13 protein-coding genes are annotated in these 17,562 nt (G+C 50.6%); 4 read left to right on the forward strand and 9 right to left on the reverse strand.

What is annotated here, in order from left to right; translation table 11 throughout:
- Positions 1–101 precede the first annotated feature (101 nt).
- Positions 102–851, forward strand: coding sequence for a hypothetical protein (locus tag CWE23_RS03685; protein ID WP_105305757.1), 750 nt, complete (start codon positions 102–104; stop codon positions 849–851).
- A 62-nt stretch (positions 852–913) separates the two neighbouring features.
- Here CWE23_RS03685 and cysQ read toward each other — a convergent pair whose 3' ends face one another.
- The 7 genes from cysQ to CWE23_RS03720 all read right to left on the reverse strand — a co-directional run bounded on the left by cysQ (position 914) and on the right by CWE23_RS03720 (position 9,207).
- Positions 914–1,648 carry a 3'(2'),5'-bisphosphate nucleotidase CysQ gene (cysQ, locus tag CWE23_RS03690; RefSeq protein WP_126819521.1) on the reverse strand — a complete coding sequence of 245 codons (735 nt, stop codon included), beginning with the start codon at positions 1,646–1,648 and terminating at the stop codon, positions 914–916.
- Positions 1,649–1,825: 177 nt separating this feature from the next.
- Positions 1,826–2,431 carry an adenylyl-sulfate kinase gene (cysC, locus tag CWE23_RS03695; RefSeq protein ID WP_126819522.1) on the reverse strand — a complete coding sequence of 202 codons (606 nt, stop codon included), beginning with the start codon at positions 2,429–2,431 and terminating at the stop codon, positions 1,826–1,828.
- Positions 2,428–3,897: a glucose-6-phosphate isomerase gene (pgi, locus tag CWE23_RS03700; protein ID WP_126819523.1), complete on the reverse strand. Its 1,470-nt coding sequence runs from the start codon at positions 3,895–3,897 to the stop codon at positions 2,428–2,430. Before pgi ends, cysC begins: the two co-directional genes overlap by 4 nt.
- A gap of 23 nt (positions 3,898–3,920) precedes the next feature.
- Positions 3,921–5,087, reverse strand: a complete 1,167-nt coding sequence (locus tag CWE23_RS03705; RefSeq protein WP_126819524.1) for a nucleotide sugar dehydrogenase — start codon at positions 5,085–5,087, stop codon at positions 3,921–3,923.
- Between the two features lie 10 nt (positions 5,088–5,097).
- Positions 5,098–6,111 carry a UDP-glucose 4-epimerase GalE gene (gene galE / locus CWE23_RS03710; protein WP_126819525.1) on the reverse strand — a complete coding sequence of 338 codons (1,014 nt, stop codon included), beginning with the start codon at positions 6,109–6,111 and terminating at the stop codon, positions 5,098–5,100.
- 1 nt (position 6,112) lies between these two features.
- Positions 6,113–7,189: an undecaprenyl/decaprenyl-phosphate alpha-N-acetylglucosaminyl 1-phosphate transferase gene (locus tag CWE23_RS03715; protein WP_126819526.1), complete on the reverse strand. Its 1,077-nt coding sequence runs from the start codon at positions 7,187–7,189 to the stop codon at positions 6,113–6,115.
- Between the two features lie 14 nt (positions 7,190–7,203).
- Positions 7,204–9,207: a capsular polysaccharide biosynthesis protein gene (locus tag CWE23_RS03720; protein ID WP_126819527.1), complete on the reverse strand. Its 2,004-nt coding sequence runs from the start codon at positions 9,205–9,207 to the stop codon at positions 7,204–7,206.
- 87 nt (positions 9,208–9,294) lie between these two features.
- Here CWE23_RS03720 and CWE23_RS03725 point away from each other — a divergent pair, with 87 nt between their 5' ends.
- The 3 genes from CWE23_RS03725 to CWE23_RS03735 are packed head-to-tail and all read left to right on the forward strand — an operon-like array spanning position 9,295 to position 13,297.
- Positions 9,295–10,362, forward strand: a complete 1,068-nt coding sequence (locus CWE23_RS03725) for a glycosyltransferase family protein (protein WP_126819528.1) — start codon at positions 9,295–9,297, stop codon at positions 10,360–10,362.
- Positions 10,359–11,261, forward strand: a complete 903-nt coding sequence (locus CWE23_RS03730; protein ID WP_126819529.1) for a glycosyltransferase family 29 protein — start codon at positions 10,359–10,361, stop codon at positions 11,259–11,261. Before CWE23_RS03725 ends, CWE23_RS03730 begins: the two co-directional genes overlap by 4 nt.
- Complete coding sequence (locus tag CWE23_RS03735) at positions 11,237–13,297, forward strand: glycosyltransferase family 2 protein (protein ID WP_126819530.1); 2,061 nt, start codon at positions 11,237–11,239, stop codon at positions 13,295–13,297. Before CWE23_RS03730 ends, CWE23_RS03735 begins: the two co-directional genes overlap by 25 nt.
- On the opposite strand, the gene CWE23_RS03740 is transcribed toward CWE23_RS03735, so the two are convergent.
- Entirely contained in the window at positions 13,269–14,666 is a 1,398-nt protein-coding gene (locus CWE23_RS03740) for a hypothetical protein (RefSeq protein ID WP_126819531.1), read from the reverse strand. The two genes, CWE23_RS03735 and CWE23_RS03740, sit on opposite strands and share 29 nt — an antisense overlap.
- 31 nt (positions 14,667–14,697) lie before the next feature.
- The gene (locus CWE23_RS03745) at positions 14,698–17,559 is read right to left on the reverse strand and encodes a glycosyltransferase (protein ID WP_126819532.1); all 2,862 of its coding nucleotides are present in this window, start codon (positions 17,557–17,559) and stop codon (positions 14,698–14,700) included.
- Between the last annotated feature and the right edge of the window lie 3 nt (positions 17,560–17,562).

Consider the following 17,562-nt stretch of genomic DNA (forward strand, 5'->3'; position numbering starts at 1 on the left):
TCACCGCTGAGGCCGCTCAATACACGCAAACCACAAAGTTGCCGAACCACAAAAGGGTCTGTATAGTTTTTAAAAACAAAAACTTAAGGATTTCTTAGCGCATGATCGCTATGCACACCACGCTAACCGGTCGCTTACCACCAGCGGGCGGGATGATGGCTTTGTTGGGTCTTGCTGTCACCATTGGTGCCTTCTCGTCCATCTACTTTGCTGACTGGTTCATCTACCCGATGCAATGGGTGAGTGATTTCCTGCACAACGCTGAGCTAATGCTCATCAGCCTGCTGCACTTAGCCGGTTTATCGGACAACCTGTCGGCAACCTATTACTCTTTTGCGCGGAAAGATAACGTGGGGGTATTCGCAGGAGGGTTATATATTGCGACCGAAGTATTCTATTTGGTTGCAGTGGTGGTGTTAGCGACAAGGGCGGCTACGCAAAGTCATGAGACAGCGACTCAACCGTCAGCACCGAAGAAAACCATTAGCGCGTATTTACTGCTCAACCTGGCGTACACCGTCGCGTTTTTCTACTGGATTATGTTTGATATACAGTTCGCTCACAGTTACCAAGACGCGTTGTTAGGTCCGTTGAGTGAGCGTACCGACAGCCTCGCCAGTGCGTTCATCGGTACATGGGGCTGGAAACTGATGTTATTCGTGCCACTGCAGTTGGCACTGATTGTTGCTGTCTGGCGCGGCAGTAGCTGGTTTAAGCGTGTGTTCGCGGGGTACTTACTGTTTGATGTTGTCTACTACGCCGTGCTGTCCTATTTAGCCACCGGTTCGCATTCAGGGCTATTTGTCAGCACGCTGGCACTACTGATGTTTATTCCTTATCTGCGCAAATAGGATTCCAGTACCGTGCGCTTTGGGCGCACGGTACAACTTCCGCGTCGTGCCAGAGGCACGACCTACCGGGCAATGAAGTACGGGTTCAGGAAGGAGTCTTTCTGGTTGTAACGCAGCGGCTCTCCGTCGACGGTGGTAATGGAACCCCCGGCGGCGTTTAGCACGGCGTGCGCGGCCGCGGTATCCCACTCCGAGGTTGGCCCTAAGCGCGGATAGATATCGGCTTTCCCCTCCGCTACCAGACAAATTTTTAACGAACTGCCCATCGGTACCATTTCGTAGGGCTTGCCCAGTTGCTCCAGCCAATCGGTGGTTTCCTGCGAAGCGTGTGAACGCGAGCCAACAATACGCAACGTTTCAGGCGTATTTTGCTCGATCTGAATCGGGGTATCATTTAACGTTGCGCCGTTAGCACGGTCGCCCACATACATGGCATCCAGCACCGGCGCATACACCACGCCCATAACCGGCTCGCCGTTCTCAATCAGTGCGATATTGACGGTGAACTCGCCGTTGCGCTTGATAAACTCTTTGGTGCCGTCCAGTGGATCAACCAACCAGTAACGCTGCCACTGCTGACGCTTATCCCAGCTGATATCAGCAGACTCTTCAGACAAAATGGGGTACTGCTCATTCAGTTGACTTAACCCGTCAACAATCACCCGGTGTGCGGCCAGGTCGGCCTTAGTCAGTGGGCTGTCATCGCCCTTCAACTGCACATCAAAATCGTCGCTGTTATAAATCTCCATAATCGCCGCGCCAGCATCACGCGCGATCTGTTCCAATTCCTTCAACATCAACAAGCTCCTTAATAATTATGTTTTTCACCGCAGAGAAAAAACTTTGAATGGGAAACCCAATTGTTAGGGTTTTTTGGTGGGATTAGGCGTGGTGCTTGTCGTCCGCACCGCTGCCATTGTCACCAAAGAATCACGGCGTTATGTTTTCCAATAAAAAAACTCCGCGCTCTCTGCCTACTCAGCACCCTCAAAGATAAAGCCCTTACGGCGCAGGTAGTCGGTGACTTGCTCAGCCGCAGCCTCAACACTCATTTCCGCGGTACGCAGATGGATCTCCGGTGACTCCGGCGCTTCGTAGGGCGACGAAATGCCCGTGAAGTTGGCAATCTCGCCCGCCCGGGCTTTTTCGTACAGTCCCTTTGGATCCCGCTGTTCACAAATCGCCAACGGCGTATCGACAAACACTTCAATAAAGCGCTCACCGGCTATCTTACGCGCCTGCGCCCTGTCCGCTCTGAACGGTGAGATAAACGCTGTCCCCACGATAAGCCCGGCATCCACAAATAACTTGGCCACTTCGGTGATGCGGCGGATGTTTTCCACCCGATCGTCATCACCAAAACCCAGATCGTTATTTAACCCATGACGAACATTATCACCGTCCAGCAAATAGGTGTGACAGCCCAATTCAAATAGCTTGCGGTCCACCGCATTGGCAATGGTCGACTTACCCGAGCCGCTTAAGCCCGTGTACCAAAGCAGTGCCGGTTGGTGGCCCTTGTGAGCGATGCGATCCTCATGGCTGACCGAGGTGTTATGCCAAACAATATTCGTACTCATGAACGGGCCTTCTCAATAATCGCGTTGGTGGATTCATCAAATGCCGGTGGTTCGTCATTGTTAACCGCGGCCAGGATATCAATCGCACATTTCTTACCCAACTCAACACCCGGTTGGTCGAAGGAGTTAATCTGCCAATACACACCCTGAGTAAACACTTTATGCTCATACGCGGCGATCAACGCACCAAAAGTTTCCGGTGTTAACTCATCCATCAAAATAAGATTCGACGGATGCCCGCCGGGGTAATGGTCGCGTGGCGACTCGGTATTTTTCGAGCCAAATTTCATCAATTGCCGATGAGCCAGGCAGTTGGCAACCGACAACCGCTGTTGTTCCGCCAGTTTCGCGGCAACCTCAGGGGCAAAACCCGGTGCCTGGCGCTTAAGCACCAACACGAAATCTGCCGCGAACTGATCATAGCCTTGATGCAGATGCTGGAAAAACGCGTGCTGACCATTCGGACCGAACCCGCCCCAGATGATAGGGCCGGTTGGGTAATCAATGGCTTGATTGTCGGCCGAGGCTTGCTTGCCGTTGCTCTCCATATCCAACTGCTGCAGGTAATTGGGTAACATCCGCAAGCGGCCGTCATAAGGCAGTACTGCTAAGTTGTTGATGCCCAGTTGCTGACGGTTATAAATGCCATAAAGCGCCATCAACACCGGTATATTTTCAGCGTCAGGCGCACTGGCAAAATGTTCGTCCATGGCTTTGCCACCGGCCAACACCCGCTCGAACGTCTGCAAGCCGCAACTGAGTGCGATCGGTAAGCCAATCGCAGACCACAGCGAATAACGCCCCCCGACACCCTCGCCAAACGTCAACTGGTGAGCTGCAGGAATGCCATAGTCGGTCATCTTCTTGGCGTTGGACGAAACGCCAATAACGTGCGCTTCCAGCCACTGTTGTTCCGTCAATTGCGGCTTAATCCACTGCCGCACAGTGTCAATATTGGCCAGCGTGTCAATGGTGCCGAACGACTTCGAAGCAATGATAAACAACGTGGTTTCGGGATCAATGATAGGCAATACCGCATAAAGCTGACCGCCGTCCATTGATGACACAAAGTGCACGTCCAGTTCGTTCAGGGCAGAGTCGTTGGCAAATTCCTTTAACGCAAACGAGCCCATATTAGGCCCCAAGTCCGAGCCACCCACACCAACATTAACCACCGCGGTGATGGGCTTACCGGTCGCACCCAGCCAGCGCCCGGAGCGTAGCTTCTTAACCATCTGGGCAAAGCGCGACTCCTGATTACTCAAGCCGCTGACGGCGTGCACCGAACGGCATAACGTATGGGTGACGTTGCGGTTTTCGCTGACATTTTTATAGTCACCACGCATCAACTGTTGCCGTTTTTGGGCAAAGTCTTCCGGTAGTCTGACCTGACTGAGTAAGTCGTCAATACTCAGTTCCTGATAACTCGCATCCAAAGCGATGCCGGCGCCATTAATCAGCGTCATAATATAGTCCCTCTTAATTACAATCAGTCCGAGCCGAATAAGTCACGAGTATAAACTTTATCCGCAACATCACTGAGCACCGCTTCCATACGGTTTGACACGATAACATCGGCCTGTTGCTTAAATGTTTCAAGATCATCAATCACGCGTGAATTGTAAAAGTGCGACGCCTTCAGCACCGGTTCGTAGACAATAACCTCGATTCCCTTCGCCTTGAGGCGTTTCATCACGCCCTGCACGGCAGAGGCCCGGAAATTATCAGAACCGGTTTTCATCACCAGTCGGTAGATGCCGACCACCTCAGGCTTGCGGGCCAAAATCGAATTCGCGATGAAGTCCTTACGCGTGCGGTTTGCTTCGACAATCGCTTTGATCAACGTCTGTGGCACATCTTCATAGTTGGCCAACAGCTGCTTCGTATCTTTCGGCAAACAGTAGCCGCCATAACCAAAAGATGGATTGTTATAATGTGAGCCGATGCGCGGATCCAAGCACACCCCCTCAATAATTTGTTGAGTGCTCAAGCCATGTGTTTCGGCGTAGCTGTCCAGCTCGTTGAAATACGCAACACGCATCGCCAGAAAGGTATTGGCAAACAGTTTGATCGCCTCGGCTTCCGTGGAGTCTGTGAATAACACCGGAATATCACTTTTTTGAGCGCCAGCTAACAGCAAGTCGGCAAAAACCTTTGCCCGCTCAGAGCGTTCTCCGACGATAATGCGGGACGGGTACAGATTGTCGTGTAATGCTTTGCCTTCGCGCAGAAACTCCGGTGAAAATAGGATGTTATCGGTACCAAATTGCTCACGTAACGACGCGGTATAACCCACAGGAATGGTCGACTTAATGACAATCACCGCACTCTTATTCACCGCCAATACTTGTTTTATCACCGCTTCAACGGAACGAGTATTAAAGTAGTTGGTTTCTGGGTCATAATCAGTCGGGGTTGCAACCACGACATAATCAGCATCCTTATAGGCGCTGTCACCATCGGTCGTGGCGGTCAAATTCAGCGCTTTATTCGCCAGAAAATCAGAAATTTCAGCGTCCACAATCGGCGATTTACGTTGATTAATTAAATCGACTTTCTCGGCCATCAAGTCAACAGCTTTAACGTCGTTATGCTGAGCCAACAACACCGCATTTGATAAACCTACATAGCCGGTTCCTGCTACTGCTATTTTCATTTGTGTTCCTTTACTTTTGATATCCTGTAGGGTTATTTTGCTGCCAGCGCCACGTATCTCGCATCATATCATCCAATGTTTTTTCCGCTTGCCAGCCAAGCTCTTGTCGTGCTTTATCGGCATTAGCCCAGAAAGCGGGTAAATCACCGGCTCTGCGCGGCGCGATCGAATAAGGAATGCGAACACCATTTACGCGCTCAAAAGCCTCTACCATTTGTTTCACTGAAAGTGCGGTTCCTGTTCCCAGGTTATATATCCTAACACCCTCTTTTTGCGCTGCCTGCAACGCTTTTACGTGCCCTTTTGCCAAGTCCACCACATGCAAGTAGTCGCGTTCACAGGTGCCATCTGCGGTATCATAATCACCGCCAAAAATCGACAATTGCTCTCGTCTACCGACCGCAACTTGCGCAATAAACGGCATCAGGTTATTCGGTATACCTTGCGGATCTTCGCCAATCTCACCCGACTCATGTGCGCCAATTGGATTAAAGTAACGCAATAACACCACCGACCAACTGGGGTCTGATACCGTTAAGTCGGTCAACACCTGCTCAACCATCGCTTTTGAGGTGCCATAAGGATTACTGGTTTTACCACGAGGCATACTCTCGAGATAAGGCACAGGCGCATCTTCACCGTAAACCGTTGCTGACGATGAAAAAATAAGCTGCTTAACGTCCGCGGCAGCCATTGCCTGGGCCAGTACGATAGTCCCGTAAACATTAGCAGAGTAATAAGATAATGGCTGATTAACGCTTTCGCCAACCGCTTTAAGCCCCGCAAAATGAATAACGGCCGTTATCGAATGTTGGCTAAAAATCGAATCCATCATCGACCGATCGCGAATATCTGCCTGAACAAATTCAACGCGCTTCCCGGTTAACCGTTCGACTCTTTTAAGACTTTCCTCACTCGCATTCGTTAGGTTATCGACAACAACAACCTCAAAACCTTCGTTAAGTAATTCTAAAACAGTATGCGAGCCAATATACCCGGCACCGCCGGTAACTAAAATGGTCATATCATCCCTGTCCTTCGATGGTTTTTTTCATCCGTCTAGCCATAATGTTTTTCAGCCGTTTGGTTAACGCCATATACCCTAACGTTAACAGCGCAAAGACCATCAACCGAAACGACTCCGATAGTTGCAGACATTGTAAGGTGACACCAACCCCGGCAAACGCCCACATTATAAGCGTCAACCGCACTAACGCCTGCTGAGTCGAATAACCCGCCTTGCCAAATAAATGATGAATATGCTGCCGATCTGCCATAAACGGATTGCGTCGTTGTTTTATCCTGCGTAATAACACCGTCACCAAATCGACCAATGGCAGAGCAAGCAGAAACAACCCGGTGACAGGGTCCATTACCGGCGCGGAAGTGAGGTGGTCCTGACTACCCACAATCATTAACCAAGCAAAAATAAAACCCATCAGTAACGAACCCGCATCCCCCATGAAGACTTTATAATGGTTATTCTCAGGCAGTAAGTTCAAGATCAAATACGGGATTAAGATACACAGCAACGTGGCCGCAATAAACATCAGTAACGGGTTACCGGCCACCGCAGAAACGATCAAAAATGCGCCCGCAGCGGTCAGTGATGACATACCCAATAGCCCGTCAATACCATCAAGCATATTAAACGCATTGGTTACACCAACCAGGGCTAACAAGGTTACTGGCCAGGCCAGAATGCCTAATGTGACTTCGCCAATACCGAACAAATTGCCCAGGCTCAGCAAATAAATATCACCGGATATGACGACCACACTGGCCGCAATCGTTTGACCTAATAACCTGACCCTGACACTCACATCGTAAATGTCGTCAATCAACCCGACAAACACCAGCACCCCGCAGGCCACTAAAAAAGAGTTAATCAACGGGATCAGTGGTAGCCACCACATCAAACTGGCAACGAGTCCAGCAAATATGGCAACGCCACCTATCAACGGTGTCTCTTTACGGTGTTGTTTTCTTTCTGTTGGGTAGTCGATAAGTCCCCAGTGAGGGGCTAAACGACGCAAGCCCAGCAGGCAAGCAACCGTTACTGCAAAGCCGAGCACTAACGCAACTTCAAATGACGGTGTCATTCAGATTTCCATTTTTAGAATCGTTTTAATCGTAATAGCACACGTTTTATTTTCACCATCCACGTCGCTTGCGCGTCATGTGACTGGCGCTCTCTCAAATCAGCAATTTCATTCAGAGCCTGTTCAATGGTCGTTAATGTGTTGCTGTTTTCGCTCAAATAGCGAGGGTAACGGATCAGTGTTGCCGCAACTAACTCATCCAACTGACGCGCCACCTGACGTCGTTCATTAGGATAAATATCCGTGGTCAAACCCCACCCAGAATAAAACGGCTGTCCATAACATGTCACGGGTACACCGCGCAGCAATGCTTCAAAGCCAGTTAGAGAGGTCAGCGTGTGCACTTCATCTACTTTTGTTAATAATGATGCCATATTTTCATGCAGAACAACATCGTCGCAAAATGTCAGTTGTTCGGCATGCTGGCTGTCTTTCGTTCTCAGTCCCGCCACCACATCGGGGTGTGGCTTATAAACGATGTAATCATCAGGGCAGCGCTCCCTGACAGCCTTTAATAACGCGTAATTCGTTCGCAAGTAAGGTGAACCGTAGGTAATCGAGGCATCACTCTCAACCTGGCCGGGCACCAATATCACTTTTTGACGTCCTGTTGGTCGCCGCCACTGGCTAATCCCGACATTGTATTTGCTCACCTGTTCTTTAACCAGGCGAGCACGAATTTTTGCCGCTCTTTGCAATTCTTTTTCGCTAAATTCAGCCTCACGCAATAAGCGCTCAAGCTTCGATGGACGAGTGGCATCATAATACATACCAATCTCGTCAATCACCCAGGATTTCGGCGCGACAAGATCGGCTCCCAGCCCGACTGAACGCACAAAGCCGTCCTCTACTGCAATGTGGTTGGCGCTCCCGGGCCTCCCCCAGACCACCACCGGCTGGTCCTCGGGAAGCTCGGCGTGACGTTTTAAGAACCTTAATTCAGAACCTGCAAAATAACGTCTGAGATACGCTCTCTTCCAGCGCGGGAATCGTTCGGCAAGAAGTGTCACCGGAAACTGCTGACGCCATTCGCGTTGTTGAGAGAGCCAGTCCATTAATTCCTCAACCGAACAGCGTCGCTGCTGTTCCGGATGCCAATAACGTGCATAGTCAATGAATGCAGCATGAGCCAATTGTTCCAGCGTCGCCGGCCCGCGCCGGTTTGTCAGTGTCGGCGACAGCTCCTGCATATCATGAGTTAACCCCCAGCCGGCATAAAATGGCGCGCCAAAAACGTAAACCGGCTTTTGCCACAACAGCGCTTCAAAGCCCATTTGTGAGGTAACACAGAACACCGCATCGGCCGCTGCTATTACATCGGGGGGATGAAACGCACGGCCTTCAAGATGGACGCTGGGATCAGCACTCAGCTGTTGCGCATCAAAATGACCCTGTTTATGTCCAGCGATCACATCAGGGTGTGTTTTAATCACAATGAGATGGCGAGGGTACCGCTCGCGAGCTGCCGTCAGCATCCTGTCAAACGCATCACTGTCTGCTTGTCCATAACGAATAGACGCGTCACCAAAGGTTTGATCAACCAACAGAATAAAGGGTCGGCCATAGTCAACGTTGTGATCACGACAATGATTATATTTCGACAGCCTCAGTTCGCGCCATTTCACGATCAATTGCTCTGCCCGCGCCCTCTGAGCCCCGGACAATGGCTTTCGAATCAGTTCTTCCAGCCGCGACGGTCGAGTGGCGTCGTAATAAATGCCTTTATCATCGACCACAACACCCAGTGGCATATCATTCATACCCAACGCTAACGACCGTAAAAATGCATCTTCAATACGCAGCAAGGGCACTGACAGCCGCTCAGCCACATGCTCAGCTGCTAGTGCTGATGGCTTTTTGCCCCATGCCACGACAGCATCAACGTCAGATAACTGACGTTGCTTTACCCAAAGCAATCGGCGATGTCGATAACTCAGCTGCGCCTGCAAAAGTTCAGGTAGATGAGGAATCGCAAACAGTCCTTTAGAGGTTGTTACGAGGCGTTGAGGGTTTTCCACTCGGGCATTTCCTTTTACTGACAGACTTTATTACAATAACACGACAAAATAGTCGGCACGAAACTCTCAACATATAAGGATCGGTTTGTGACTCAGCCTCAACGGAGTATCGCGTTTATTGCTGGAAACAAAAACCCACAAAAATTCGCGTCCGATCCTGCTTTCATTTATCGTTGTGAAAACCCTGCTGCTGCCGCTAAAGAACAGGGGCATAACGCGCACTGCCTGCATATTAACGACTGTTACACCAAGCTGCCAGAGGTAGATATCGCGGTGTTTCACCGCCCCTGCACCCGCACCTGGCTGCAACGATGGCAGTTTCGGCAGTTGATCCGGCGTTTGCGGGCTCAGGGAACGTTGCTGATTGCTGATTTTGACGATCGTGTTTTTGCCAGTGATTTTGCAAAAGACAGCCCGGGCGTCCGTAATAACTACGTCAGCCTAAAGCAAACCCAAAAAAACTTTGCCCAGCATCAACGTGTTCTTAATCTGTTCGATACTTACACGGTTTCCACCACACCACTGCAACAAACGCTGCAGCCACTGGTTGATGGTCCCGTGCATTGGCTACCAAATGCCCCGCATAAAAGCTGGTATCGTCATCAGCCCACAGCGACAGCCGACAACACCTTTATTATTAAATATCTGCCCGGCACCCGTAGCCACGACAAAGACTTTGCCTTGGTCGCTGACGCCGTAGGGCAATTTTTAAGCAAACATAAAGACGCTCAACTGCACATCACCGGTGTATTAGACCCAAGCCAGCTACCACATTCCCTTGCCGCGCAAAAAGATCAGATTATCTGGCAGCAAAAACAGCCTTATGACCTTTACTGGCAATGCGTTAACGCGGGGCACGTCCATCTAGCGCCCCTTGAAGATACGCCATTTAACCGCTGTAAATCGGCACTCAAAGCCATCGAAGCAGGATTTTTTAATCGCCCGACCATAGCCAGTCCCATTCCTGATATGCAAAGACTTGCGAGCGCCGGCGTCAGTTATGCACAGACACCGACAGAATGGTTTGAGCAACTAGAGCGGCATAAACAACAACCGACCTGCCAGTATCAAGCACTTCGCGAGGCTGTGTTGGCCTGTTACAGTGCAGAACAACATGCACAGGCTATTGTGCAACTTTACGAGCAACAACCATGAAACTCGACAGCGCCCGCCAAGCCCTGCAACAAGGTCATTACAGCGTCGACGTACTGCACGCATTTGCACACCAATGGCAACAGCGTCAATCGTTTCGCAGTTGGCTCGATTACATGATCGCAAAACGCCAGTTTGGGTATCCCCTGAGCGCTTGTCACCTGCAACGGGCACTAACGTGGCATCGACAGTCGAGGTTACAGCGCTGGTCTAAGGGTATATACCGACATAAAGCGCGCCAACTGCTCAATCTCATCGCCGAAGCGCAGCATAACGTAGAGATGACGCCAGCGGTGATGCCTCCCTACCAGTCGTTAGTACAAGCTTGGCGAAAACAGCAAAACCAGCATTACCAAGCACTTGTAGAGGAGTTAAGCAACTCCCGTGTGATCGTTGTCGGTAACAGCCCAACGCTTGCCGGACAAAAACTAGGCGCCCAAATTGATCAGCACGATGTGGTAATACGCTTTAACCAGTTCTCGAGTGAACACACCGCCACCGTCGACATCGGCCAAAAACTGGCGATCTGGGTCATGGCACCAGGTTATGACGGACCTGTCCCTGACGCCGTCGACTGGATCATTATTGCGGGCCCTCAAATGCTCTGGTGGCAACAGCAATGGCCACAGTTAATTAACCACCGGGGGGCGGTGCTGGGAGTGCCCCTGCAAAGCTGGCGTGCGAGTGTACAACAGCTGCACGCGCCACCCAGTGCCGGCTTTTTGATCATCCAGTGGCTGCGTTCATTCATGCCCTTCAAGCAGTTGAGCATAACCGGCTTTGGTATTAAGCCCAAGTTGCCGTATCATCATGCCATTAAAGGCCATCAAGCGGTTACCCGGCACAATTGGCCAGCCGAGCATCAGCAATTAAATAAGTGGATACAACAACACCCATTATGAGCAACATCGAGCTAACGGTTAAGACACCGGACTGGGACCTTGAAGCACATCATCTGCAACACGTACTGCACAATCAAAGTTTGTCCAAACTGGGTTGGCAACGCTTTGTGTTAATTGCCAAAAACGATGCTGCCGAACGATTCCTGAAAGACCAGGGCATGATTATGTTGCGTCAGAACGATCATCTCCAGGGTGTGCCGCTTTGTCATGACGATCCGAAAAAGGCGTCGTTAGTTTTTTACCGACATAACCCACTGAATAAAATTACCCTCGACTACGTATTTGCCGCGAATGCCAATACCCAGGGTGAGGAAACATTACATTTCAGTGTCCGGGTAAAACCAATTTCAGCCGCAAAAGCCTGGTTTTTCATGCTGCAAGCGGTTTCTAAAAAAGATAAACAAAATGGCCTTGGCGCCGCGCATATTTATCGAATAACCAGAGCACGGCAGAAGCGCAAAGGCGGCGAACATGCACTGCGAAAGTTGGTGCAAGCCTATCAACCATTATTGCAGTACCAACTCATTAGTTGCGAGCCATACAATTACTGGCGCCTGCACAATGAACCGCTAATGCGCGAAGCCCTACTGAAAAGCTACAAGCCAGGTATGAGCCTTACGGTTCACTCCCTCAACGAAGACACTCAACCCAGCGACATCATCCGTGACCACTGGTATTACTGGCGTACCGATGATTTCGTCTACACGCGACAGTTTGAACAACTGCTACAGGCGTCCGTGAGTAAAGCAGAAAAGCATCGGGCTCGATTGGTGTACTGGGATCACGACCAGTTATCCGCAGCCGGTGACCGGGTACGCCCACAATTCAAACCAGGCTGGAACCCTGAGCTACTAATGTCTAAGGACTATATTGACGCCTGTTATGCTGTCAAAGGGGAGCTACTATTAAACGCGGATCCACAGCTTTTAATGGTTGCCGATAGCTATACCCGCCTGCTCAAATTGCTCAGTTTGGGGGATGAGCCCTATCATGTTCCGGTCATCCTTCAGCATCACAAAGGACCGTCCGAAAGCACGACCAGTGGCAACGCCAATGAGCTAGAGCAACAGCGTCAACAGGCGTTAAAAGAATGGCTGCTCAGTCAAGGTGAACAACCTCGGACCATTGAATCGGTGGTGGAGCCCGGAATTAGAAAAGTCAGTTTTCATGTACCGCAGGCAATCCCTGAGAAGCCACTGATAAGTATTATTGTACCAACACGCGATGGCTTAGATATCACGCAAAACTGTATTGACAGTGTGCTGTCGAAAACACAGTTCCGGGGCTTTGAGATTATTATCGTGAATAACCAAAGCGAGCAGGCCGAGACGCTGAATTGGTTTCAACAAATCACACAACACCCGCAAGTCAGGGTGGTCGACTATGACGCGCCATTCAATTATTCGGCAATTAATAACTATGCAGCCCAGCAAGCCCGGGGCAACTACCTCTGTTTTCTCAACAATGACACCGAAGTGATTACGGACAACTGGCTGGACGAGTTGTTGCAACATGCACAGCGCCCGGCAATCGGGTGTGTTGGCGCAAAGCTCTATTATTCTGACAATACCATTCAGCATGCCGGCGTGATTCTTGGCGTATGGGGCCTCGCCGGGCACGCCCATAAAAACTTCACTCGTCATTCACCCGGCTACTCGCAACGTTTGTTATGCGTGCAAAACTTCAGCGCTGTTACTGCCGCGTGTTTAATGATAAAACGCGACCGTTTCGAGGCCGTAAACGGGTTTAATGAAAATGAGCTTACCGTCGCGTTCAACGATGTCGACCTCTGCTTAAAAGTGCAAGCGGCCGGATACCGAAATGTCTGGACCCCATTTGCAGAACTCTACCATTACGAATCCAAATCGCGCGGTAAAGAGGACAGTCCAGAGAAAAAGGCCCGGGAACAACGAGAGATCCAGTACATGAAATCGACGTGGTCAAAACAACTGGCACATGATCCGGCCTATAACCCCAACTTAACTCGTGTGCAGGAAGACTTTGGTATTAATCTGGATCGCTGGAGTCGCCAATAATCGCTTCGTCGTCCGCCTTGCGCTGTGCAGCGAGGGTGGCTAAACGTTCCTGATAACTGGCCAGTTGCCGCTGCAGTGCTTTCATCCGCTCACCACGTATGCCCTCTTGTTCTGCCAGGGCGTACCCATGAGCGAGCACTTTAACCGCGGACTCTGTTTGGTCATGACGCTCCAGCCATCGTGCTATTTCACGCAGATAATCAACGCGACTCGCTTTTTCTGAAAGAAACGTATCCATTGCCGTTGCTGGTAGCGGTTGCTCAATTTTCGGTTCTGGAACCGGCAACCCCATAACTTCAGCCAACTTGAGCAACGCATAAGGCAACGATTCTGCATCGTCCTGGCTACGTTGACTGGTCAGTTTTTGCAGTAAACGCGCTTGCAACTCCTCCATCAGCTCTGGTAATTGCCGACAAAGCGTTTTATAGGCATCCACAACGCCGATAAGATCGAACCGCGTTTGCGAGTAGGTGATCGGTTGCACTGTGCGAGGCGACAAAAAGCCCGCCGGACAATTCTCAAGTAACTCCCGTTGCGCCTTTTCCATGGCCGGCTGATAACGCGCAGTGATGGCTTCATAAACGCCATCACTGACCACTTGAGGTTGCCAGTTACGCGAATTGTTGTGTTGGTCAGAATAAGCTTGTAACGCGCGATCAATTAGCCGACTTTCCTTGGGTTGTTGCTGGTCCAACAAGCCATTAAGCAGCCGTTTAATTTCTAGCGCACCCTGCGTATAGCTGGTATTAATCCGCGCTTTGCTGCGCTTAAAACGGCGTGCTGACCAGCCCTCAATACCTAAGCGCTGTAAAAAATCAAGTTCAATGGCCGCCTTAAAAAAGCCCGGTTGATAATAAGGCCGCACCGAAACCTGCTCAGCAGAGAAGTGCTTGCGCCATTCGTAAAATACCTGCCCGCTCACACCTCGATTGCTGATACCGACTTGCTTAAACAGAAAATCATCCAGCGTCAGGCTGGAGTAATGCCGCTTTATGGATTGGTTGTGATTAGAAACGAGCGACTCTAGCGGATGCCTAAAGTAACCAAGTATACGAGCATCAAAACCCTCTAATAGTTTTTTGACTCGTTTCGGGCAGCGATAAAGCGCCTCTGAGGAAAGCAGCAACGTACAGTCTTTTTGCTCAGCCTGCTGCCGCCATTCCTGCAACAATTGCTGCGCCTTATCCATTTCATTATTGGCAACGGCAGCGCCAAAGTTAGCATGCCCCCCCGAGACAAAATTTTCATCAAAGTTGTGCGCGGGGTAATAAAAGCCGTGTTTTTGCAAACGCTCGCGATTTGCGTGCAAAAAGTACTGAATGGCCGAAGAACCCGTTTTCGGTGCTCCAATGTGCAAAACTACGTTCATAATGTCCTTAATACCGGCTCGGTTGCTCGTATCACGAGTGCAGCACCTCAAGTAATCTTGGTTTTACGGCATCCACCGAGAACTGTCGCGCACGATGAAGTGCTTGTTCACGCAACTGCACCAACCGTTGAGGGTGTGTGATTAATGACGTTAATTGTAAGGCCAATGCATTGATATCACCAAAAGGCACCAACACGCCTGCGTCGTCGCGAAGCAACTCACTCAGTGCTCCCCAGTCGTACGCAATCACGACTTTACCGGCCGCAAGCCCCTCCAATACAGAGCGACCGAAGGATTCCTGAAAATGTGACAAGTTGACAACCACGTCCAATTGTTTCAGCGCTTGCACCGGATCATCGACATAGCCGTTAACGACCACGTTGGCCTCAGGGTATTGCTGCTGCACCTGGCTTAAGTCTTCGGTTAATGGACCAAATAGATGCCACTCGAAATTTGCGTCATTATAAAGTGTGCTGGCAAGTTGGTAAAAATCTTTTATGCCTTTTTTCGCCAGGTTACTGCTTAACATACCGACGCGTAACGGGCGCTCAGAGGCGTATTGCGGAAAATCAGTTTGTGCACTGACAAACTGCTCAGGCTCAATCACATTCGGCACAATAGTCGTGCGTTCCGGAGCCTTAAGTTCAGCCGCCACACAGGCTGAGTTCGCAATTAGAACGTCTGCGTTGTCAAGTAAGTGCTCACGTATCGCATCAGCCGACGCACCCAGTGTTTGACAAAGCGTAGCATCGTGCTCCGGCAGTTCGCGCACATGCACAATGCAACGCCGTTGCTCCAACTCCGCCGCCAGTAATGGCTCATGCAGCGTTAGCGTGTTGACATAAACCTGCTGTACCGACCTCATCCATAGCCTAAGCTGTTGAAGCACCTCATCGTCCGTAGCCCGGCTCGCGTGCCACCAGCGCAGCGGCAAAAAGCTAATGCACTGACTTAATCGCTGAACTTTTGACACATAATCGGCATTCAGCGCTCCAGGCAGCACAACCCATAACTGGTAATGCGGTTGCAACATCGCCAGGACATCCAATAGGCTTTTTTCTGCCCCAAAGGCCTCTCCGGCAGTGCTATGAGCAATCACCATTAAGGTTGGTCGCTGCGAGGCGGTTGCTAATGCGCCAAGCGTTAATGACGCGGTCACATCATCCGCATCAGTTGTCGGAACCGAATGCAGTTCCTGTTTCGTTAAACAGTGAACTAAGGGGTTTTCATTAAGGGAGAGTCGATGCACATAACGATAACCCGAACTACTAAAACGCGCACAAGGATCACGCCCCTCAGCCGCGCCAAACTTCAAATAATGCAACGCCGGTTCGATACCGGCCTGCGCAACGTCGGGATAGCGCTCTAAGTAGTAAGTTGCATCAAAAAGTGTCGAACGATAAAGGTGCTCGACGGCATTCGCCTGCCACGCTTCATCCGTCCCCCGAGACAAAGACAATGGCGCAACAAATGGCCGACGTTTTGGATAACGTGCCAGTTGGCGGGATGACGCTTGCCGGTGCCATTCTGCTGCGGCCTGCTGATAGCGTCTGCGTACCCCACCAAGCATACTACTAACATGTGTTGCGTCAGATTGTGTCAGTGAACGTTGGTCCACTCGACCAAACGCTAGAGGCACCGCGGGCATGACTTCGCGCACTGAGTCAGTACCGAATTCCGCAAGCACTCGATAATAGAATTCGGTATCGCCATCAGCTCTGACAGCATCCCAATAACCTAACCGTTTAAAAACACGGCGTCGATACATTAATGACGACACATTGGGATATATCCAGCTCGCTTCAGGACGCCAGCGACTGAAGCTTAGCCGGTCATCGGCTCGCACCCAGGCACTTCGGTTAGCGACAGCCTTAGGGTGTTTTAATAAGTCATAGACCTGACACGCAATCTTATCCGGGTGGGACCAATCATCGGCATCATGAGTCGTTATGAACTGCCCTTTGGCCACATCCAGGCCAGCATTACGAGCGCCATAAGCGCCTTCATTTGAATGCAGATGGACAACTGAAATTCGCTTATCGAGTTTGGCCAACTCCGTCATGACCTCTGCGGTATTGTCCTTACTGGCATCATTAACCAGAATAATCTGTAATCGCTGCCAGCTTTGCTGTTGCAAACTTTTAACTGCTGTCGTCAGCGTCGTTGCACAATTATAGCAGGGTACAATGACGCTAACTTTTGGCTGGCGCTGCCAGAACCCGGGCCTCTTCAAACGCCCTGTGGCGGTCAACGCATCAAATAACGACTCGCCTTCGCAAGGGCCACTTAATGGGGCAAGATTTACAGCCTCATAGATTTGGTTAATTGCCGCAAATCGTTGCTCTTTTGCGACCACCATCGACTCAGCCAAGTAATGGTCGTGACGACCCAAATCATCGACGATGGGCCAATGCTCAATCTGCACCAGGCGTTCGGCTTCGGATTGCCGCCCTGTGCGCAACAAAGCCTGCAACAAGCATAGAAAAGGCCCTTGGTGTGGCACCAATGCCCGTAAAAGTTCTAAGCCATCGGCATATTGAAGCGGGGACAACAGATCAACCACCGATCGCCACTGGTTCTTAGCACCATAATACTGAGCCAAAAACCAGCGCCCCAACTGCGCATCGGCTTGTTCGTGCAAGCCCTTGCTTTTATCATTACGCGCGACGTCGCGCGCTAATTGTTCATGCGCTGAATCATTTTGCCACAACTCAGCAGCCAAGCTCACCGAGGTAAACCGCGCGGGCCACCGGCCTTCAAGTCGCCCAAACGCCAAATAGTGTTGAAAAGGCTCAACACTCGCCCGAGCGACATCAGGGTTGCTCCGACAATAGTAGTCATCATCAAAAACCGCTTTCAGGCTTTTCAATGCCACTGATGATTTACTTGCCATTTC

Origin of the sequence: Idiomarina aquatica (genome assembly GCF_003987185.1) — a bacterium.
Taxonomy (GTDB): Bacteria; Pseudomonadota; Gammaproteobacteria; order Enterobacterales; family Alteromonadaceae; genus Idiomarina; species Idiomarina aquatica.